Below are 20,105 nucleotides of genomic sequence, written 5' to 3' on the forward strand. Positions count from 1 at the left end.
TAAAATGGCAGATTACTATTTTTCATGTCCGAAATGTTGTGGTACAGCAGCAATTCGGTAAATTTTTTTTCGATTGTTCGATACAATCGAGCGGAATAACAACAAAACAATCAGTTAATGATGTTAAACAAGGATTGAAATGAGCACTAATATTGAGAATAAGCCTAAACAAGTGACCTGGTTTAATGGTTGCGGTGGACGAATTGGCGTTGTGGTCGGCCAATCCGGCGAGCACGCTTATATTGGAATGGCGCTGAGGCACGATGAGGATGATGATGTGAACCACATTATGAAATATGGCGCTAAATTTCCACTCGATGCGGCATTGATGTTGCCGGTATCAAAACACTATAGCAACGAATAAGCTATGATGTTTTTGTTTACTTAATTCCGAATCAATAGCGAGGAAAATAAACATGTATCGTTATGATGAATATGATCAAACAATAGTCAACGAACGGGTCAAGCAGTATCGCAATCAGGTGCATCGCCGTCTTTCCGGTGAATTGACGGAGGAAGAATTTTTGCCTTTGCGCTTGCAAAACGGGTTGTATATGCAGATTCACGGATATATGTTGCGCATTGCGGTACCGTATGGCTTGATTTCTTCGAAACAAATGCGCATGTTTGCTCATATTGCACGCAAATACGATCGCGGATATGGTCACTTTACAACGCGGCAGAATATTCAATTCAACTGGCTGAAACTGGAAGATACACCGGATATCCTGGCGGATTTGGCATCGGTGGAGATGCACGGGATACAAACATCAGGAAACTGTGTGCGTAATATTACTTCGGATGAATTTGCCGGCGTGGCGCAAGACGAGATCGTCGATCCGCGCCCTTATGCCGAGATTTTGCGGCAATGGAGTACTTTTAACCCGGAGTTCGCCTATTTGCCGCGCAAATTTAAAATAGCCATTAGTGGCGCGAAAGATGATCGTGCTGCGATCTATGCGCATGACATAGGTTTGGCGGTGACTAAAAATGCGCAAGGTGAAGTGGGTTTTCGCGTGTTGGTCGGTGGCGGATTAGGCCGCACCCCGGTTATCGGCAGTGAAATTCGCGATTTCTTGCCGTGGCAGCATATATTGACCTACGTTGAATCGATTTTGCGGGTTTATAACCAATATGGTCGTCGAGATAACAAGTATAAAGCGCGTATCAAAATTTTGGTAAAGGCGTTAGGGGTTGATGAATTCAAACGCCAAGTTGAAGCCGATTGGGCCAATATCCAAGATGGTCCCGGCACTCTGACAGATGAAGAGGTTCGACGTGTTGCGTCATTTTTTGTCGATCCGGCGTATGAGACGTTGCCTGACAGCGATTCGAGACTGAGCGAATTCAAAGCGGATAGCCGATCATTCTCACATTGGATGGCTAAAAATGTCATGCCTCACCGGGTTCCCGGTTATGTCATTGTGGTGTTGTCATTGAAGAAACCGGGCGATGCGCCGGGTGATGCGACCGCCGAACAAATGGACGCGATTGCTGAGTTGGCGGACCGTTACAGCTTTGGTGAATTGCGTATAACGCATAAACAGAATTTGGTTCTGGCGGATGTTCGGCAGAAGGATTTGATCAGTTTATGGCAAGAAGCGACCCGTTACGAATTGACGACACCGAATATTGGTATGTTGACCGACATAATCAGTTGTCCGGGCGCGGAATTTTGCACACTTGCCAATGCTCGATCAATACCATTGGCGAAATTGATTGCCGAGCGCTTTGAAGATTTGGATTATCTGTATGACATTGGTGAAATGACGCTGAATATTTCCGGATGTGTGAATGCCTGCGGGCAGCATCATATCGGTAATATCGGCATAACCGGTGTGGAAAAGAAAGATCATGACGAATGGTATCAAGTATCGATCGGCGGATCGGAAGGCAACGATAGCGCCATCGGTAAGATTCTTGGTCCATCGTTTACTTTTTATCAAGTTCCGGAGGTTATTGAGCGCTTGATCCAAGTTTATTTGCGCGAGCGCTTCGACGGGGAACGCTTTATTGAAACGGTGCGCCGCATTGGCCATGCGCCTTTTAAAGAGCATGTGTATGCAACGGAATTTGTCGCACAGGAAGAAGTGACTGATCCGCATGTTGTCGTGTCAGCTCACTATGACGTTCCCTACTATTCACCAAGGTTCTAATCGACATGATCATTAAAAATAAATCCATTGTTCCGGATGATTGGACGGTTCTGCGGCTGGAGGCGGATCAAATGCCGGAAAATGTTACCGTTGCGCCGGGAAAGATCATCGTTCCTTTGAAAGTATGGCAAGCGCAGCGTGAAACATTGCAGCAGCGTCCGGAAATCGGAGTTTGGTTGGCCAGTGATGAGCGTTCCGAGGCGTTGAAGGAGGATATTCAAAAATTCTCGGTGATTGCAGTTGATTTTCCCAAATTTTCCGATGGGCGCGGCTATTCGATTGCCTACAATTTGCGTGCGCGCCTGGGTTATTCCGGCGAATTGCGCGCTATCGGCGATGTGCTGCGCGACCAGTTGTTTTATATGAAGCGTGTTGGCTTTGATGCTTTTGCAGTACGCTCGGATCGAAGCATTGAGGAAGCATTAAAAGGGTTAAGCGATTTTTCCGAAGTGTATCAAACTGCGATTGATCAGAAACTGCCATTGTTCCGGCGCGTGAACCGTGAAGGTAACTTGGCTGCGAGCGCACCGAATGACTGAATTACAAGAAAAGATTGATCAAGTTGTGGCGGTTCTGACTGAAACCATCGCTGATTTTGCTCCCGTTACGTTCGCCAATAGTTTGGGTGCGGAGGATATGGTATTAACCGATATCATTGATCGCTTTCAACTTGATATTGAAATGTTCAGTTTGGATACGGGCCGTTTGCCGCAAGAAACCTACGATCTGATGCAAATTGTGCGAAACAAATACAAAAAGCCGCTGCGCATTTTTTTCCCCAATGTAAAACAGGTTGAATCTTATGTTGCGGAGCATGGCGTTAACGGTTTTTATGAAAGCATCGAATTGCGCAAAGCATGCTGCCATATTCGAAAAGTTGAGCCGCTGCGTCGTGCGTTACAAGGTAAACGCGCATGGGTAACGGGAATCCGTCGTGAACAGGCTTCCACCAGAATCAGTTTGAAAGTTTCGGCTTACGATATGGATAATCGCATGCAGAAGGTAAATCCGTTACTGGAATGGTCTGATGCGGAGGTTTGGCAATATCTCAAGCATTATGAGGTGCCGTATAACGCGTTGCATGATAAGTTTTATCCCAGCATCGGTTGTGCGCCTTGTACTCGCGCAATTACGCCGGGTGAGGATATCCGTTCCGGGCGGTGGTGGTGGGAAGCACCGGAAACCAAAGAGTGCGGGTTGCATAGCGGGAAAGTCATTCCATTGAAATAATATTGTTTAATTGTAATAAAAACCCTGTTGCAACTTAATCTAAAATTATCCATTTTATTAGTTGAGAGAAAATAATGAGTCATCACACATTTACCCATCTTGACGCATTGGAAAGTGAAGCGATTCATATCATGCGTGAAGTGGCGGCAGAGTGTGCCAATCCAGTGCTGCTGTTTTCCGGCGGTAAGGATTCGATCGTTTTGTTAAGGCTGGCCGAAAAAGCATTTCGCCCTGGCCGCTTTCCATTTCCGCTGATGCATATCGATACCGAGCACAATTTTCCGGAAGTTATCGAGTTTCGTGATTACCGCGCCAAGCAATTGGGTGAACGCTTGATCGTGCGCAGTATGGAAGATTCGATTAAGAAAGGCCGGGTGGTATTGCGCTCGGAAACGCAGAGCCGGAATGCGTTTCAATCGGTTACGCTGTTGGATGCCATTGCCGAATTCAAATTTGATGCTTGTATCGGCGGTGCGCGCCGTGATGAAGAAAAAGCGCGCGCGAAAGAACGGATTTTTTCTTTCCGGGATGAGTTTGGGCAATGGGATCCGAAAAATCAGCGTCCGGAATTATGGGATATTTATAACACCCGCACGCATCCGGGGGAAAATATCCGGGTTTTTCCAATCAGTAATTGGACGGAACTGGATGTTTGGGAATATATCGCGCGCGAGGAGCTGGAAGTTCCGAGTATTTATTTTGCACATAAGCGAGACGTCATTCGCCGCGTGTCCGGAATACTTCCAATCTCTCATCTGGTGCAGCCGCAAGCAGGTGAACGAACAGAAAATATTATGGTGCGGTTCCGTACCGTGGGTGATATGAGTTGTACTTGTCCGGTGGAATCGGAAGCGAACACCGTGGATGAAATAATCGCTGAGACAGCAATGACCCGGATTACTGAACGCGGTGCTACGCGTATGGATGACCAAACGTCGGAAGCATCAATGGAATTGCGCAAAAAGGAAGGATATTTCTAGCGTTATTGCAATAACGGAAACCACTGGTCGGGCGAGCGCCGTTTTCAGCCAATTAATCCACGCTATCATGCTTAACAAATCGAACGGCTTGCCTGAATTTATTATTACGCGCTACGATTCTCCGAAGGATATCTAAATGTCGATCATTGAAAAAATATCGTTTGATCAAACTGAATTACTACGCTTCATCACAGCCGGTAGTGTTGATGATGGCAAAAGCACCCTGATTGGCCGTTTGCTGCACGATTCGAAATCTATTTTCGAAGACCAATTGACATCCATTGCCAACACTACGCAAAAACGCGGTTTGCAAGGTGTTGATTTGTCACTGCTGACCGATGGATTACAGGCCGAGCGTGAGCAAGGCATTACGATTGATGTGGCTTATCGCTATTTTGCGACACCGAAACGGAAATTTATTATTGCGGATACACCAGGTCATGAGCAGTACACGCGCAATATGGTTACCGGTGCATCTACTGCCAATCTGGCAGTCATTTTGATTGATGCGCGTAAGGGAGTGCTGACGCAATCACGCCGTCACGCTTACTTGGCAAGTCTAGTGGGGATTCCGCATCTGGTGGTCGCCGTCAATAAAATGGATTTGGTTGATTATTCGCAAGCGGTTTTTGAAAAAATATGTGAAGACTTTTCAGCGTTTGCGGTTAATCTCAATTTACGGAATATCAATTACATTCCGATGTCGGCGCTCAACGGTGATATGGTGGTTGAGCGAGGAGATCGGCTCGATTGGTATCAAGGCACTACACTGATGGATCTGCTGGAAACCGTATCGATCGAAGATGACATCAATCGCGACGACTTCCGTTTTCCGATTCAGTGGGTCTGCCGGCCGCAAACAAAGGAATTGCATGACTTTCGCGGCTATATGGGGCGTATCGAATCGGGTTCGATCCGTATCGGCGATCCAGTCACCGTATTGCCTTCGGGTTTGACATCCCGCATTAAAGAAATTCTTAAATTTGAAGATCCAGTCGATGAAGCGTTTGCACCGCAGTCGATTACATTGACCATCGAAGATCATTTGGATATTTCGCGTGGCGATTTATTGGTCAAGACTAACGACTCGCCACGAGTCAGCAAGGAATTCAATGCGATGCTATGTTGGCTTTCCGAACAACCATTGGATACTGCGCGTAAGTATCTGGTGAAACAGACTACACGTATCGCAAAAGCAGTTATCAGCAAAATAGATTATCGTGTTGATGTTAATACCATGGACCGTGAAACCGCCAGTTCGCTAAAAATGAATGATATTGCGCATGTTGGAATAAAGGTGCAGCTTCCGCTCGTTTGCGACGATTATGCGCGAAATCGCGCGACCGGAAGCTTTATCATCATTGATGAAAGCAGCAATAATACGGTTGCTGCCGGTATGATTTCGGTTTCCGGGAATTAAGATTCATTGATGCTGCAAAACTTGATTCCATCTTTGTTGTGAAAGGATAATCCCGGCGTTCCCAACGGTATTGTCATTATTTTTTGTATTGAGTTAACTGTTAATTTCATATCATGCGGGAGTATTTTTTCATCGGAATAATTATAAGAATAATACGAGCTATAGGAATTATCCGAAGATTATGCAACAAAGATTGAAAGGGTTTAATATCCTGGTTGTAGAAGATAATGAGCTAAATCAGCAGGTTGCAAAATGGCTTCTGGAATATAACGAAGCGACGGTTGTAATAGCGAATCATGGCAAAGAAGCGTTGGATATCATAGAAAAAGAGGCTTTTGACTGCGTCTTGATGGATATCCAAATGCCGGTTATGGATGGTTTGGAAGCGACTCGTATGATTCGCGCCAATTTACAATGGTCGGATCTGATTGTCATTGCAATGACAGCCAATGCAGATGAGCATCATAAAGAATTATGCCATGCTGCTGGCATGAATGATTTCTTAGCGAAGCCGATCAATCCCGATTTATTGGTCGATGTTCTTTTGAAATGGTTGATACCAAAAAGAGCCAATTAGTCCGGAGCCGCTTTTTATAGGATTACGGTATTGTAATTTTAGCGAATAATGCGACAAAAAAATTACCCTACCCGTGTAATCAGGTTGTCGAGCATCAACCTTGGCAAGTTTTCCGGATTGCGTTAAGCAGAAAAAATAAAAAAACAGATAATAACAAACAACAGCGATTTACTATTTTGTGAGAAATCGAATGCGGGATAAGGTAATTGTTTGAAATGCCAATGCCCGATCGATTCCCCAGGTGAAGATAGGATAATAACTATTAAAAATTGGACTAATGACAAACATGGATGCAATGTTGCACACACAGCAGGGAACTACAGCTTCTTCGAATTTTAATTTTGGTTTTGCAATTTCCGATTTGTACCAACGCAGTGGTTTGGCAAAATTGGATCAAATTTTTTTGGATTTTTTGCGTACCGGTGATGAAGCGCTGTGCAAGCGGCTTGAGTCTGCACGCGCTCATCCGGTTGAATTATTGCCAAAAGACGAATCGGCTTTATTGATTGAGATTGCACCTTGGTTGGAAGATTTTATTGCCCGGTTATTCAACATCGAGAATGAAGTACATCAACTGGCCGCAAAACATCATGAGCTTGCTCCGCTCTATTTTTGTAAACGGCAGTTTGTGCAACGTCGCGCTAAAAGCAAAGTCAGCGATGACGAACTGGCTGGTATTAATGGTTTGGCGTTGGAAGGGGAATTAGCGGCGGAATTCGGTGAAGCCTTCTCGGAGCTGGTGTTTGCTACCAAAGTGACACAATGGATGGAAGCCGAATCGGAGAACGAGTCGCGATTGAATAAGGCATTGCGCTATGCCGCGTGGGCGCTCAGAACTCCCGAAGGCCAACAGCATACGCGGCACGGCATTTTATTTAAATCACCCGCGAAGCTCGACTTCAAGCATCTGCTGACTTTGGAGACGGATGATTCCGGAGGTTATCCTGTTCATCGGTTAAGTCATGTGCGTGAACGTGACGGCTTCGCATTGACCGATGCCGGGACGGATTTAATGGGAGCGCTGGATGAAGCGAATTATTGCATCTGGTGCCATGAGCAAGGAAAAGATTCATGCTCAAAAGGTTTGATACAAAAATCAAAAGTACCGGATGAACCGGCGACTTTTAAGAGAAGTGAGCTGGGAGCATTACTGGCGGGTTGTCCGTTGGAAGAACGCATTTCCGAATTCCACAAACTGAAAACGCAAGGTGTGGCGGTCGGCAGTCTTGCGATGATCGTGTTGGATAATCCCATGTGCGCGGGCACCGGCCATCGGATTTGTAACGATTGCATGAAATCCTGCATTTATCAAAAGCAGGAGCCCGTCGACATTCCGCAAGCTGAGACACGGACGTTAAAAGACGTGCTGGCATTGCCGTGGGGTTTTGAAATTTATAGCTTGTTAACTCGATGGAATCCGTTGAATTTGCATCGACCGGTACCGAAACCAGCGTCTGGCCGCAAAGTACTGGTCGTAGGCATGGGACCGGCCGGATATACACTGGCGCACCACTTGATGAATGAAGGCCATACCGTCGTCGGGATCGATGGTCTTAAAATCGAACCTCTGCCGGAAGATATTTCCGGTGTGACGCAATTGGGCAAACGAGTGCCGTTCAAAGCGATACAGCATGCCGATACGCTTGAAGAAAATTTGGATCAGCGTATACCGGGCGGTTTCGGTGGCGTGGCGGAATATGGTATTACGGTGCGCTGGAACAAAAATTTCCTGAAATTAATCCGCTTGTTGTTAGAACGCAGAGAAGAATTTGCTTTGTTCGGTGGTGTGCGTTTTGGCGGTACTTTGACAACCGATGATGCTTTCGCTATGGGATTTGATCACATCGCCTTAGCGGCTGGCGCGGGAAAGCCGACCGTGTTGGATTTGCCGAACGGATTGGCTCGAGGCGTGCGTGCGGCATCCGATTTTCTGATGGCTCTGCAGTTAACGGGCGCCGCGCAAAGCGATTCGATTGCAAACATGCAGTTACGGCTACCGGTTGTTGTGATTGGTGGCGGTTTAACTGCAATTGATACTGCGACTGAAGCATTGGCTTATTATCCGGTACAGGTTGAGAAATTCTTGCAGCGCTATGAAATTTTGTCAGCGGTGCAAGGGGAAGCGGCTATTCGCGAAATATGGGACGAGGAAGAAAAAGAAATTGCCGATGAATTCCTGACACACGCACGTGCGATTCGTGCAGAGCGGCAAACGGCTGAGCGGGAAAATCGCCCGGCGCGCACTGTTCAATTGTTGCAGTCATGGGGTGGCGCGACTCTTGCGTACCGGAAACGCATGATTGATAGCCCGTCTTATACATTGAATCATGAGGAAGTGGAAAAAGCGTTAGAGGAAGGTATTTGGTTTGCTGAAGGAATGACGCCTGTGCGTGTTAATATCGATGCGTGGGGTCATGCGCAATCGGTGCAGTTTGCTGTGCAGAAATGCGACGACAGTGGACAATGGCATGATGCGGGCAAGGTGCAACTACCTGCGCGAGCTTTGCTGGTTGCCGCAGGTACGCAGCCGAATACGGTGCTGGCGCGCGAGGATGAAAAGTTATTTAAACTGAATGGCCGCTATTTTGCGGCGTGCGACGAAGAGGGCAATCCGGCGCAACCGGTCTATGGCAATCCCAAGCCTGAGGCACCGATCGTATTAATGAGCCGGTACAGAAATGATGCTCAGGATGGCCGTTTTATCAGCTTCTTCGGTGATTTGCACCCTTCTTATTCTGGGAATGTCGTAAAAGCGATGTCGAGTGCTAAGCAGGGTTATCCGATCGTCAACCGGGTACTGGAACGCGTTCAACCGGCATCCGGTCAACCGGCGGAGCAATTCTTTTCGCAGTTAAATAATCAGTTGCGTGCGACAATTCATACAGTGGAAAGATTGACTCCGAATATTATCGAAGTGGTGGTTCATGCACCGATGGCGGCGGAGCACTTTCAGCCAGGGCAGTTCTATCGTTTTCAGAATTTTTCAACATCGGCACCGATTGCCAAAGATACTCGATTGGCAATGGAAGGACTTGCTCTGACCGGCGCTTCGGTGGATATTGAGCGCGGCTTGGTTTCACTTATAGTATTGGAAATGGGAGGGTCGTCCAATCTCTGTGCATTGGTCAAACCAGGTGAGCCGGTTGTGCTCATGGGTCCTACCGGAACACCAACGGAAATTCCGGAGAATCAGACCGTAGTGTTGGTTGGCGGTGGACTTGGTAATGCGGTGCTTTTTTCTATCGGTGCCGCGGCGCGTGCAGCCGGATCGAAAGTGCTGTACTTCGCGGGCTATAAAAAATTGATCGATCGATATAAAGTCGCTGAAATTGAGGCGGCGGCTGATATTGTGGTGTGGTGTTGTGACGAATCGCCCGGTTTTACCGCTACCCGTCCGCAAGATAAAAGCTATGTAGGGAATATTGTACAAGCCATGGAAGCATACGCCAGCGGTAAATTGGGCGAGCAGCCCGTGGCACTGGTGGATGCCGATCATATCATCGCGATTGGTTCGGATCGCATGATGGCTGCTGTCGGAGTTGCTCGCCATAATCAGTTAAAGCCGTATTTGAAGGCGGATCATTTTGCGATTGGTTCGATCAATTCACCGATGCAATGCATGATGAAAGAAGTATGTGCGCAGTGCTTGCAGCCACACCAAGATCCGGATAGTGGAAAAATCACTTACGTCTTTTCGTGTTTCAATCAAGATCAACCATTGGATCAAGTGGATTTTCCAGGATTGGCGACACGTTTGCGTCAAAATACAGTGCAGGAGAAATTGACAGGTCGTTGGATTGATCGTTGTTTAAAAACCGGAGTGTAAAAACAAGTGACTGGAAAAGAGGAATCGATACCGGACGAATTGCTGCCCGTTGATATAGCGGTAATGCGCCAGATGTTTCATAACAATTCCGCATTGGTTTGTAAATTTGCTCTTAAATTTATTGAAGTTGCCAATAGCACATTGGCAGAGATGAAACAGGCGCAGGCCGAAAAAGATTTACCCGCCCTTGGGCGTTTGGGGCATAAACTTAAATCATCCGCTAAAACCATTGGTGCAGCAGGTTTTGCAGAGCTTTGCGAAGCGCTTGAGAAAGCGGGTTGTGATAATGATTGGAATGAAGCGGAGGTGCTATTGATCAAAATTCCACTTTTGTTGGATCGGATTACCCGGCAATTCCAGAAAGAGTTCGGTGAGATTTCTTAATAAATTGAAAACAGTCTCAAAATCAAGTCATACCAAAGTTTTTTCCTGATCCGGTTAATGCATTGCACATAAATTGCTTTATAATCCGCAATTCATTAATAAATTGAACACAGTGTAGTTATTTTTTGCGAGTAGGTTGGAAAGAAAAGGGAGATAATCAATGCAAATAGGCATACCAGCAGAGATTCGCGGTGGTGAAACGCGTGTAGCGGCGACACCGGAGACCGTGAAGAAATTTACTGCCAAGGGTGTTCATAAAGTTTTGGTACAATCCGGCGCCGGTGCTGGGGCCAGTATACCGGATTCGGCGTATCAAGAAGCGGGTGCGACGATAGTTACGGATGTTGCTGAGTTATATGCACAATCACAAATTGTCCTCAAAGTGAGAGGTCCGGAAGCTGCTGAATTGGTGATGATGCGTAAAGACGCAGTTTTGGTAGGTCTTCTGTCGCCTCATCAAAAAGATGGGGTGGCGGCTTTGTCTCAGCATGGATTAACGGCGTTTGCAATGGAGAAGTTGCCGCGTATTTCCCGGGCGCAGAGCATGGATGTTCTTTCATCGCAGGCAAACATTGCGGGCTATAAAGCTGTCATTATGGCGGCCAATGTGTACCAAAAATTCTTTCCGATGCTGATGACTGCGGCGGGAACCGTGAAAGCTGCTCGCGTTCTTGTGCTGGGAGCGGGTGTTGCAGGGTTGCAGGCGATTGCCACAGCAAAAAGGCTGGGTGCCGTGGTCGAAGCTTTCGATGTTAGACCCGCGGTGAAGGAACAGGTAGAAAGTTTGGGCGCTAAGTTTATAGAAGTGCCGCTTAACGATGAAGAAAAAGCAAAAGCCGAAACTGCCGGTGGTTATGCAACGGAAATGTCCGATGACTATAAACATCGCCAAGGCGAGCTTGTTCATGAGCGAGCGGCTGCGGCGGATGTTATCATCACAACCGCTTTGATTCCGGGGCGCCCGGCTCCAGTATTGTTGAAAGAAGAAACGGTCAAAGTCATGAAGCCGGGATCGGTGATAGTAGATATGGCTGTTGAAGCGGGTGGTAATTGTCCACTGTCTGAATTAAACCAGACGGTTGTCAAGCACGGCGTGCATCTGGTCGGCATTGCAAATCTTCCAGGATTGGTGGCAGCAGACGCAAGCTCGTTATATGCGCGGAATCTGATGAACTTTCTAAACTTGATGCTGGATCCGGAGAGTGGCGCTCTCAAAATAGATCGTGAGGATGAGATTATTGCGGGAACATTGCTTTGCGCAGGTGGAGAAATCGCTGGTTAACTTAATAAAGTTATTTGTTTTATCGCGAGCGATCAGTAAACGAATTTTAAAGGAGTCAATATGATTGGTGACGTTGATCCAGTTATTATTAATCTAACGGTTTTTGTGCTAGCAATTTTTGTTGGCTATCATGTGGTCTGGAACGTTACACCTGCACTGCATACCCCGCTGATGTCAGTAACGAATGCCATTTCCGGTATTATTCTTGTCGGAGCGATGTTGGCAGCGGGGCCTGCAGAAACTGATTGGGGCGTTTGGTTAGGTGCGGCGGCAGTGACGCTGGCTGCAATCAATGTATTTGGCGGATTTCTGGTGAGTCAACGAATGCTGGAAATGTTCAAGAAAAAAGATAAAAAAGGAAGCGCGTAAATGTCAGCAAATATGGTAGCACTTGCATATTTAGTGGCTTCAGTGTTTTTTATACTGGCTCTAAAAGGTTTAAGTTCACCTGAATCTGCGCGCCGTGGTAACTTATTCGGCATCGTCGGAATGACGATAGCAGTTGCCACGACCCTAACGCTTACGCAGAATTGGATTTTGATTCTTGCTTGCATAGCGGTGGGTGGCATTATTGGCGCGATTGTGGCGCAGCGGGTACAAATGACCGCAATGCCGGAACTTGTGGCGTTTATGCATTCATTGGTAGGTTTGGCCGCTGTTTTTATTGCAATTGCAGCGGTTAATAATCCGGTTTCATTCGGTTTGCCGGAGGTGCTCCCTGCCGGAAGCAAGTTGGAGTTATTTCTGGGCACGTTTATCGGCGCCATGACCTGGTCCGGGTCGGTCATTGCATTCCTGAAACTTTCAGGACGAATGAGTGGCACGCCGATTGTATTTGGCGGGCAACATGCGCTCAATTTGATATTGGCGCTCGGGATGATCGGATTCGGTTTATGGTTCTTCTTCAGCGATACCACCAATTGGACGGCTTTTATCGCGATGACGGCCATCGCATTTGTACTGGGGTTCCTGATAATTATCCCGATTGGTGGCGCGGATATGCCGGTTGTGATCTCGATGCTGAATTCTTATTCGGGTTGGGCGGCTGCAGGAATTGGTTTCTCGTTGGGTAATCCAATGTTAATCATTGCCGGATCGCTTGTTGGCAGTTCGGGTGCGATTCTTTCCTACATTATGTGTAAAGCGATGAATCGCCCATTCCTGTCTGTCATATTGGGCGGGTTTGGTAGTGATGGCGGTACAGTCGCAGCTGATAGCGGTGTTCAAAAAACCTACCGCAGCGGCAGCGCCGATGACGCAGCATTCCTGATGGGAAATGCGGATAGCGTTATTATTGTTCCAGGCTATGGCTTAGCTGTTGCTCGTGCACAACATGCCGTCAAGGAATTGGCTGAGAAATTACATGAAAAAGGCGTCAATGTTCGTTTTGCCATCCATCCGGTTGCAGGTCGTATGCCCGGCCACATGAACGTGCTGCTGGCGGAAGCTGAAATTCCGTATGAGCAAGTTCTGGAGATGGAGGAGATCAATAGCGACTTTTCTAATACCGATGTCGTTCTGGTCTTGGGCGCTAATGATGTGGTTAATCCGGCTGCGAATGTACCCGGAAGTCCTATCTATGGCATGCCGATTTTGGATGCGTATAAAGCTCGTACTGTCATGGTTGTTAAAAGAAGCATGGCAGTAGGATATGCCGGCTTGGATAATGATTTGTTTTATATGGATAAGACAATGATGATATTCGGCGATGCGAAGAAAGTAGTAGAAAATATGGTCAAGGCCTTGTAAGTGTAGTCCTTCATCAGCTAAGGGTGATTATTCTTGTAGAAAGATATCACCCTTTTTCATTTCCTTGATCAAGCTCAGCGAACGGATGAGGTTTGCCAATACCGAATCCTTGTCCGTAATCAATGCCTATTTCCTTAAGTTTTTCAATAATTTCATCGGTTTCAACTAATTCGGCGATCGTTTTAATATTAGCTTGGTGAGCAAGGCTATTAATCGCTTGTACTTTGGCTAAGTCATCTTCGTCACGCAAGATATTGCAAATCAAACTGCCATCGATTTTTAAACAATCAACTCTAATTTTATTCAATAATTCAAGTGTTTCTGCATTGCCATCGACACTGCATAACGATACCAAGCAGCCGATATCGCGAACTTTCTGAGTAAAATGAATAGTGTTCCTTACATCGGATTCCGCATCAGAAGCTTCAATTTCAAAACAAATATTAGTAGCTGAGGTTTTTGTTTTATTAATCTGATCTTGGATGAAAATGGGAAAAGTTTGATCACTTAAAGTGTCTTTTGCAACGTTTAAATAAAACACATAATCGGAATTGGCGTGCGTCGATAGCCATTGGAGAATATGATTTATTATCCATCGATCCAATTTTGGCATCATTTTAAATTGATCGACCAAAGGCAGGAATGAGCCGGGTGGCATCAGATTACTTTCTTCTTCATGCATACGAATGAGAATCTCATAGTGCGAGGATGCAACCGAAGAATTCACCGGTGCTATTTTCTGACAATAAATATTGAACTCCCCTCCTTCAATTGCTTGCGCAATACGTGCAGCCGAGACGCCTAAGGATGAGGCTTGCATGTCATTTTGTTGAATACTGGCAGTATCTTTTGCAGTACTATCAGGCGCTTTTGCCGGTAGCGCTTCATTCAGTTTCTCTTTTTCTGCTTTGTGCTTTGGAGTGATGCGACTTTTTTCCTGAGCGCGGGGAGTATGCAGTGTGTAAAAACCGATTGTTTTTCCTTTATTGTCGAGGTGCGGGAGATACTGTTCCGTGAATATATATGGAAATCCTTTGGTTGATTTGAGAATACGCTCATTATGAATGGTTTTTCCTGCGAGGATTTCTTTTGAATTATTTAGGATAGCAGCAGAAAACTCCTCTCCTGAGAACTCCTTTAATAGCTTGCCATCTATTTGATCTGCAGTGAGACTAAACCATCGGCGGAAAATACGGTTGTGATAGCGGCAACGGAATTCAGTGTTGAAATAAGCTAACATTACCGGCATGTTTTCATCGATAAATTGTGATTTTATTTTATTTTCAGAAGCCGTTTTTTCTGCCCATAAACGATGCTTTATCTCGTTTCCGAGTCTATCTTTACTAATTTGAAGCTGATCGGAACAATCTATAATATTTTTTTCTGTGCGTGAAATCTGACCGATAGTAAGCAATATAGCCACTATCAATAGAAGCCATAATGCAGCGGATTCATAAAATGAGAAAGTAAGTTCTGTTGGAAAAAATGAACTTACTGCAAGAATGATCGCGGATATAAGCGCTAATGAGGTCGCAATATATGATTTAGTCTTTTGCACTTTGATTCCTTGTATAAAGTGACTGTTTTCGTAAAACAAAAAACAATTAAGAAATCCTGATTGCCAGCACCATCTAAAATATTAGATACGTCAATGTTTGTTACTATGTGTCATGAGTGGTTGGTTTAGGCGCCAGAATTTCCACAGATCAACGGGTTCGATTATAAAATTCCGAGAGCCGGTTTCGTTTAATGCTGTAATAATTAGCTGATTAATTCTCTTTTCTTTCAATGCGCGATAGATCGATGAGAACCACTGCTGTTCCAGAGTCATCAGGGTTTCTCGCCAATCATAGCCATTTCGATATTTTGCTTTACTTTGCAGCGCATCCAGAACAATTAAGTGGGTACCGGAATGCGGTATCTGCATCCATTCACTGGGGTTTCCAGGGAGTCCGGAGCTGTTGGTTTGAGTGGCTAATGCGAGTGCGCGCGGTAAGTCATGGTCGCTATGAATATGTGTAAAAGAAGAGCTGATTGACTGCGGCGCTTGCCCACCTCCCCAAAACCAAACACTATTGATGGTCAATTCCCCGCGGGATGCTCGCGCTTGATTGATAGGATGATCATGCAGCAACATTTGAATTTCATTGAATAATTTGTGCCACCGAGTGCTGTCTCTGCCAGAAGGTAAATACCGATTGATATTTTTGCATGTTACCTGATCAAGGGTATACGTATGCACATCTGGGATTTTAGGCATTCGAATGTACCAGCGATCAGGATGAAATGGTATGAGTGAGAACTCTTGATCACCAAGATTACGGTTAATACTATCGACTATTTCTTCAGCTTCTTGTTGTGAGATTTGGAAAGCTTGGCTATCAGCTAACATAATATGATTTTGCTCGATTCTTAGGTGCACAGGATCGGCACGCAACCAGAAATCTTTATTGGATTTTGACATGTCGGGCGCATCAATATGCAACATAAGCGGTGCTATTGGCCAATTGTGCTGTTGTTCGGCTATATTGAACTGCTTGCAAAGCCATGATTCCATATCTTCAGCGGATTCAACAACGAAACGGCTTTTAGAAAGTAATTTCGATAAGTAAGGAGCCGGCAAGGCCTGATAAATTTCCGGTTGTAGCTTTTCAGGCCAGAATAATTGTGGGATGAGTAAATGTAATTTCATTGTTCGAAAAGCTTTTTTGAATTCGCTTCTATGATGAGTGATTGCATAAGAAACTATTTCCTTGCGGAAAGTTTTATGCAATCGATATTGCAACTATTGCAGATTGGATGTTTGCGACAATGGTTCCGCTTCACCATTGGAAAGCATAAAAACCCGGTCGGCAGCGTTGATGACGGCCGGTTGGTGAGAGACTGCAATAATCGTTAAATCCTTGGCCAGTTTTTGTAATGTTTCACAAATCGTTTGCTCGCTTTCCGGATCCAGTGCGCTGGTCGGTTCATCCAGAATCAGGAATGACGGCTTATGAGCCAAAGCGCGCGCGATGGCAATGCGCTGACGCTGCCCGCCGGAAAGCAGCCCGCCACGTTCACCGACAACGGTCTGTAATCCTTCCGGTAACAGACTGACAAAATCCCATGCACCCGCTTGACGCAATGCTCGTTCCGCGTCAGCAGCCGTTAAGGCAGGTTCTCCCACAAGAATATTATTCATCACGGTATCATGCAGCAGAATCGTGTCTTGAGAAACATAACCGATCATGTGGCGCCATTCGCGCAAATTAATGTCGTGCAATGAAACACCGTCGATCCGCACTTCACCGGATTGCGGCTCTGTCAACCCGCACAACAAGTCCAGCAGCGTGCTCTTGCCGGTACCGGACGGCCCCATGACAGCGGTGAATGTATTGATCGGTATTTCGATATTCAAATCCTTGAATATCACTTTGCGTTCATAGTTGAAACGTACGTGGTGCAGCGTTACACCTTTTTGCAGCGTGGGGTGCAGTGTTCCAGTCGCTCTTTCGGCGGCTGCGCGCGCGCCCTCGGCGGCCCTGCGCAATGCCCAGTAGGCGCTTTCTTGTGCGGCCAACTGTTGGTGCCGGCGCTGCGTTTTATTCAACAAGCCCAGAATGCGTGTCAACAAAAATACCATCAACATCACTTCCGGCAAGGACAGTTGCCATACCACCAGCGCAAGATACAAACCGCTGGCTGTCAGAGCGGCGAGAATGGGCTCTTGCAGCGAGTTCAGAGCTTCCCGGTTCATCACCTCGCGGCGCGTGGCTTTTTCCAGTTGCTGCGTTTGCTCGCGCAAAATGGCATCGGCCACGTTATCACGTGCCATCGCTTTGAGTGATTTCACTGAACTCAGCACATCCGACAGGTAGGCAAGCAGATCACGCAACAAATGGGTTTGCTTCGTGCCTGCGCGACGTGTTGCGCTGACTAAGCTGTTGAGTACAAACAGCAGGAAAGAACCGATAATCAATGAGGCGAGCGTGGCTTCCCATGAGATGAACAGTGCGACGATAGCGTATACCAGTACTTGTACCATCAGAGACAACACATTGACGCTGTGCTCGAAACCGTTAGCTGCGCGATAAGCTTCCGAGGCGATGGAATTGGCGAGCGAGCCGACCGGTTGGCGCAGATAATATTGCCAGCGACTGGCCAGCAAAGCTTCGATCAGATCCAGACGCAAAGCAGTGGCCACATGCGCAACGGTATAACCGACCTGACGATTCGCCAGCAACAGCACGAATCCCTTGAAAAACATACCGCCGACGATAATGACCAGAATGGTATCCAGCGTGGGATCGATACCGATGTCTCGCAGCGCTTTTTCCATGAATTGACCGATGCCGGAATCGTTCTCGCCGCCGGAATCGCCAACGGCAATCGATATTAATGGTAATAGTGCAGTCAGACTCAAGCCTTCCGCGATGCCGGCGATCAGCAACGCAACGAGTACGAATGCGCTGCGCTGGGGAAAAACCATGATGTACGTGAACAATGTACGCATATGCGGGTATTACACAGAAAACATTATTGATTGAAATTACTCTTACGACGGGGAAACATTACATAAAACACCGTCGATGAGTTGTAAAGTTCGTTGAGCGCGATCGGCAAGGCGCGAATCGTGTGTGACGATGATCAAACTGGCGCTAATCTTGTGGTTCAATTCTAACATCAGATCAAACACTTTTTCTGCAGTCTGTCGATCCAAATTTCCGGTTGGCTCGTCAGCCAAAATACAAGCAGGACGTGTAACCAGTGCTCGTGCAACCGCGGCGCGTTGACGTTCGCCGCCAGACAATTCACCGGGGGTATGGGTCAATCGGTGACCCAAGCCAACCAGTTTCAACATATCGGCTGCGAGATCGTAGGCTTCTTCGGTGGATAAACGACGGATAAGCAAAGGCATGGCTACATTTTCGAGTGCACTGAATTCCGGTAGCAAATGATGGAATTGATAGATGAAACCAAGCGAGTGGTTTCGTAACCTGCAACGTTCCTCTTCACTAATTTTGGAGATGTCATGATCTAGGATTCTGATTTCACCGCTCGTGGGAGCATCCAATCCGCCCAGTACATGCAGCAAGGTACTCTTGCCGGAACCGGAAGATCCGACGATTGCCAGCATCTCACCCTTCTGCAGATCCAAGTTGACCCCTTTGAGCACGGGTACTGTCAAATCGCCTTGTGAAAACTGTTTGATCAGATTGCGGCAAGAAATGACAGCATCATTCATAGCGCAAGGCCTCCGCGGGATTGACTTTGGAAGCTCGATAACTGGGGTAGATGGTTGCCAGCAAGCTCAATATAAACGAAGTGACGGCAACGGTTGTGATGTCGGCCATCTGCGGATCGGTTGGAATCTTACTGATGTAGTAAATTTCCCGGGATAGAAATTGAATGTTAAGCAGACTTTCAATAAAAGCGACGACTTCCCCGACGTTATATGCCAGCAGCATGCCGCCGGTGACACCGAGCACCGTACCCAGGACACCGATAAATGTTCCTTGGACGATGAATATTTTCATGATGCTACGAGGACTTGCCCCGAGCGTTCTAAGAATCGCGATATCCGATTCCTTATCGGTGACCGCCATCACCAAGGTGGACACAATATTGAATGCAGCAACTGCGATTATCAACGCCAGAATCAGCGATAACATGCGTTTCTCTATTTGGATGGCACGAAAATAATTGGCATGCTGTTTGGTCCAATCGCTGATATGTGTGTCGATTGATAGCATTGCGGGCAATTCTTGCACTACTTTTGGTGCTAGAAACAAGTCGGTTAATTTTAAGCGTACGCCGGAAACATCGTCGTTTTCCATGCGGTAGAGTTTTTGTGCATCGAACATATGGATCAAAACCAAACCGGAATCATATTCGAAATGTCCGACTTCAAAAATTCCGACGACGGTGAATTGTTTCAATCTTGGCAAAATACCTGCCGGTGTGACTTGCCCTTGCGGCGAGATCAGTACAATCTTTTCGCCGACAAATGTGCCCATCATACGCGCCAGTTCCATGCCGATGATGATGCCGAATTCTCCGGGGACCAAGTCATCGAGCTTACCGCTTACCATCGTTTTGGAAAAATCGGCAACCTTGTCTTCCATAGTCGGCAAAATTCCGCGCACTAGAACGCCTTGTACCACTTGATTATGCGACACCATTCCCTGAGCGCTGACAAAAGGCGCCGCAGCTTCTACCGCCGGGTGCCGGGTCGCTTCATCCGCGATTTGCTGCCAATGGCGCACATTACCTTGGAAGCTGCCGATTTGAACATGCGATGCGACCCCCAGAATTCTGGTGCGGACTTCTTTCTGAAAACCATTCATCACTGACATGACCGTAATAAGCGCTGTCATTCCCAGTGTGATGCCCATCAAAGAAATCAGTGAAATAAACGAGATGAAGTGATTACGTTTCTTGGCACGCGTATAGCGTAATCCAATGAATAGCTCATAGGGGGACACAGAATTAAAATACCCGTAATTAATCTTGACAGCG

General features: G+C 46.6%; 16 protein-coding genes and 1 pseudogene. 12 read left to right on the forward strand and 5 right to left on the reverse strand.

Annotation, left to right across the window (positions count from 1 at the left end; genetic code table 11):
* Positions 1-139 precede the first annotated feature (139 nt).
* From KF839_RS00680 to KF839_RS00735, 12 genes and pseudogenes are all read left to right on the forward strand, one after another.
* Positions 140-364 carry a hypothetical protein gene (locus KF839_RS00680; RefSeq protein WP_292915884.1) on the forward strand — a complete coding sequence of 75 codons (225 nt, stop codon included), beginning with the start codon at positions 140-142 and terminating at the stop codon, positions 362-364.
* A gap of 52 nt (positions 365-416) precedes the next feature.
* Positions 417-2,156, forward strand: coding sequence for a nitrite/sulfite reductase (locus tag KF839_RS00685; protein WP_292915885.1), 1,740 nt, complete (start codon positions 417-419; stop codon positions 2,154-2,156).
* Positions 2,157-2,161: 5 nt separating this feature from the next.
* The gene (locus KF839_RS00690; protein WP_292915886.1) at positions 2,162-2,695 is read left to right on the forward strand and encodes a DUF934 domain-containing protein; all 534 of its coding nucleotides are present in this window, start codon (positions 2,162-2,164) and stop codon (positions 2,693-2,695) included.
* Positions 2,688-3,386: a phosphoadenylyl-sulfate reductase gene (locus KF839_RS00695; RefSeq protein WP_292915887.1), complete on the forward strand. Its 699-nt coding sequence runs from the start codon at positions 2,688-2,690 to the stop codon at positions 3,384-3,386. The genes KF839_RS00690 and KF839_RS00695 overlap by 8 nt, the downstream gene beginning before the upstream one ends.
* Positions 3,387-3,460: 74 nt before the next feature.
* The gene (gene cysD / locus KF839_RS00700) at positions 3,461-4,366 is read left to right on the forward strand and encodes a sulfate adenylyltransferase subunit CysD (RefSeq protein ID WP_292915888.1); all 906 of its coding nucleotides are present in this window, start codon (positions 3,461-3,463) and stop codon (positions 4,364-4,366) included.
* Between the two features lie 136 nt (positions 4,367-4,502).
* A complete protein-coding gene (gene cysN, locus KF839_RS00705) occupies positions 4,503-5,786 on the forward strand; it encodes a sulfate adenylyltransferase subunit CysN (RefSeq protein ID WP_292915889.1) in 1,284 nt (427 codons plus the stop codon).
* Between the two features lie 181 nt (positions 5,787-5,967).
* Positions 5,968-6,363, forward strand: coding sequence for a response regulator (locus tag KF839_RS00710; RefSeq protein ID WP_292915890.1), 396 nt, complete (start codon positions 5,968-5,970; stop codon positions 6,361-6,363).
* A gap of 1,291 nt (positions 6,364-7,654) precedes the next feature.
* Positions 7,655-8,479: pseudogene (locus KF839_RS14840) on the forward strand (FAD-dependent oxidoreductase); the annotation flags it as partial.
* Between the two features lie 1,716 nt (positions 8,480-10,195).
* Complete coding sequence (locus KF839_RS00720; RefSeq protein ID WP_292915892.1) at positions 10,196-10,573, forward strand: Hpt domain-containing protein; 378 nt, start codon at positions 10,196-10,198, stop codon at positions 10,571-10,573.
* A 160-nt stretch (positions 10,574-10,733) separates the two neighbouring features.
* Positions 10,734-11,855, forward strand: a complete 1,122-nt coding sequence (locus KF839_RS00725; RefSeq protein ID WP_292915893.1) for a Re/Si-specific NAD(P)(+) transhydrogenase subunit alpha — start codon at positions 10,734-10,736, stop codon at positions 11,853-11,855.
* Between the two features lie 60 nt (positions 11,856-11,915).
* A complete protein-coding gene (locus tag KF839_RS00730; protein ID WP_292915894.1) occupies positions 11,916-12,224 on the forward strand; it encodes an NAD(P) transhydrogenase subunit alpha part 2 in 309 nt (102 codons plus the stop codon).
* The gene (locus KF839_RS00735; RefSeq protein ID WP_292915895.1) at positions 12,225-13,604 is read left to right on the forward strand and encodes an NAD(P)(+) transhydrogenase (Re/Si-specific) subunit beta; all 1,380 of its coding nucleotides are present in this window, start codon (positions 12,225-12,227) and stop codon (positions 13,602-13,604) included. It begins immediately after the preceding gene.
* A 46-nt stretch (positions 13,605-13,650) separates the two neighbouring features.
* Here the strand turns inward: KF839_RS00735 and KF839_RS00740 are convergent, their stop codons facing one another.
* The 5 genes from KF839_RS00740 to KF839_RS00760 all read right to left on the reverse strand — a co-directional run bounded on the left by KF839_RS00740 (position 13,651) and on the right by KF839_RS00760 (position 20,071).
* The gene (locus KF839_RS00740) at positions 13,651-15,162 is read right to left on the reverse strand and encodes a sensor domain-containing phosphodiesterase (RefSeq protein ID WP_292915896.1); all 1,512 of its coding nucleotides are present in this window, start codon (positions 15,160-15,162) and stop codon (positions 13,651-13,653) included.
* 90 nt (positions 15,163-15,252) lie between these two features.
* Positions 15,253-16,296: a phosphoglycerate mutase gene (locus tag KF839_RS00745; protein ID WP_292915897.1), complete on the reverse strand. Its 1,044-nt coding sequence runs from the start codon at positions 16,294-16,296 to the stop codon at positions 15,253-15,255.
* 93 nt (positions 16,297-16,389) lie between these two features.
* A complete protein-coding gene (locus tag KF839_RS00750) occupies positions 16,390-18,099 on the reverse strand; it encodes an ABC transporter ATP-binding protein (protein WP_292915898.1) in 1,710 nt (569 codons plus the stop codon).
* A 42-nt stretch (positions 18,100-18,141) separates the two neighbouring features.
* A complete protein-coding gene (gene lolD, locus KF839_RS00755) occupies positions 18,142-18,831 on the reverse strand; it encodes a lipoprotein-releasing ABC transporter ATP-binding protein LolD (protein ID WP_292915899.1) in 690 nt (229 codons plus the stop codon).
* The gene (locus KF839_RS00760; RefSeq protein ID WP_292916069.1) at positions 18,824-20,071 is read right to left on the reverse strand and encodes a lipoprotein-releasing ABC transporter permease subunit; all 1,248 of its coding nucleotides are present in this window, start codon (positions 20,069-20,071) and stop codon (positions 18,824-18,826) included. Before KF839_RS00760 ends, lolD begins: the two co-directional genes overlap by 8 nt.
* Between the last annotated feature and the right edge of the window lie 34 nt (positions 20,072-20,105).

The organism is Nitrosomonas sp., assembly GCF_019635155.1.
In the GTDB taxonomy this organism is placed as follows: Bacteria; Pseudomonadota; Gammaproteobacteria; order Burkholderiales; family Nitrosomonadaceae; genus Nitrosomonas.

Bases quoted from the DNA above. Each gene is read 5' to 3' on its own strand.
- KF839_RS00735 (WP_292915895.1), top strand. From the start codon at position 12,225: ATGTCAGCAAATATGGTAGCACTTGCATATTTAGTGGCTTCAGTGTTT.
- KF839_RS00750 (WP_292915898.1), bottom strand. From the start codon at position 18,099: ATGCGTACATTGTTCACGTACATCATGGTTTTTCCCCAGCGCAGCGCA.
- KF839_RS00710 (WP_292915890.1), top strand. From the start codon at position 5,968: ATGCAACAAAGATTGAAAGGGTTTAATATCCTGGTTGTAGAAGATAAT.
- KF839_RS00690 (WP_292915886.1), top strand. From the start codon at position 2,162: ATGATCATTAAAAATAAATCCATTGTTCCGGATGATTGGACGGTTCTG.
- KF839_RS00680 (WP_292915884.1), top strand. From the start codon at position 140: ATGAGCACTAATATTGAGAATAAGCCTAAACAAGTGACCTGGTTTAAT.
- KF839_RS00725 (WP_292915893.1), top strand. From the start codon at position 10,734: ATGCAAATAGGCATACCAGCAGAGATTCGCGGTGGTGAAACGCGTGTA.
- cysN (WP_292915889.1), top strand. From the start codon at position 4,503: ATGTCGATCATTGAAAAAATATCGTTTGATCAAACTGAATTACTACGC.
- KF839_RS00745 (WP_292915897.1), bottom strand. From the start codon at position 16,296: ATGAAATTACATTTACTCATCCCACAATTATTCTGGCCTGAAAAGCTA.
- KF839_RS00685 (WP_292915885.1), top strand. From the start codon at position 417: ATGTATCGTTATGATGAATATGATCAAACAATAGTCAACGAACGGGTC.
- KF839_RS00730 (WP_292915894.1), top strand. From the start codon at position 11,916: ATGATTGGTGACGTTGATCCAGTTATTATTAATCTAACGGTTTTTGTG.
- cysD (WP_292915888.1), top strand. From the start codon at position 3,461: ATGAGTCATCACACATTTACCCATCTTGACGCATTGGAAAGTGAAGCG.
- KF839_RS00695 (WP_292915887.1), top strand. From the start codon at position 2,688: ATGACTGAATTACAAGAAAAGATTGATCAAGTTGTGGCGGTTCTGACT.
- lolD (WP_292915899.1), bottom strand. From the start codon at position 18,831: ATGAATGATGCTGTCATTTCTTGCCGCAATCTGATCAAACAGTTTTCA.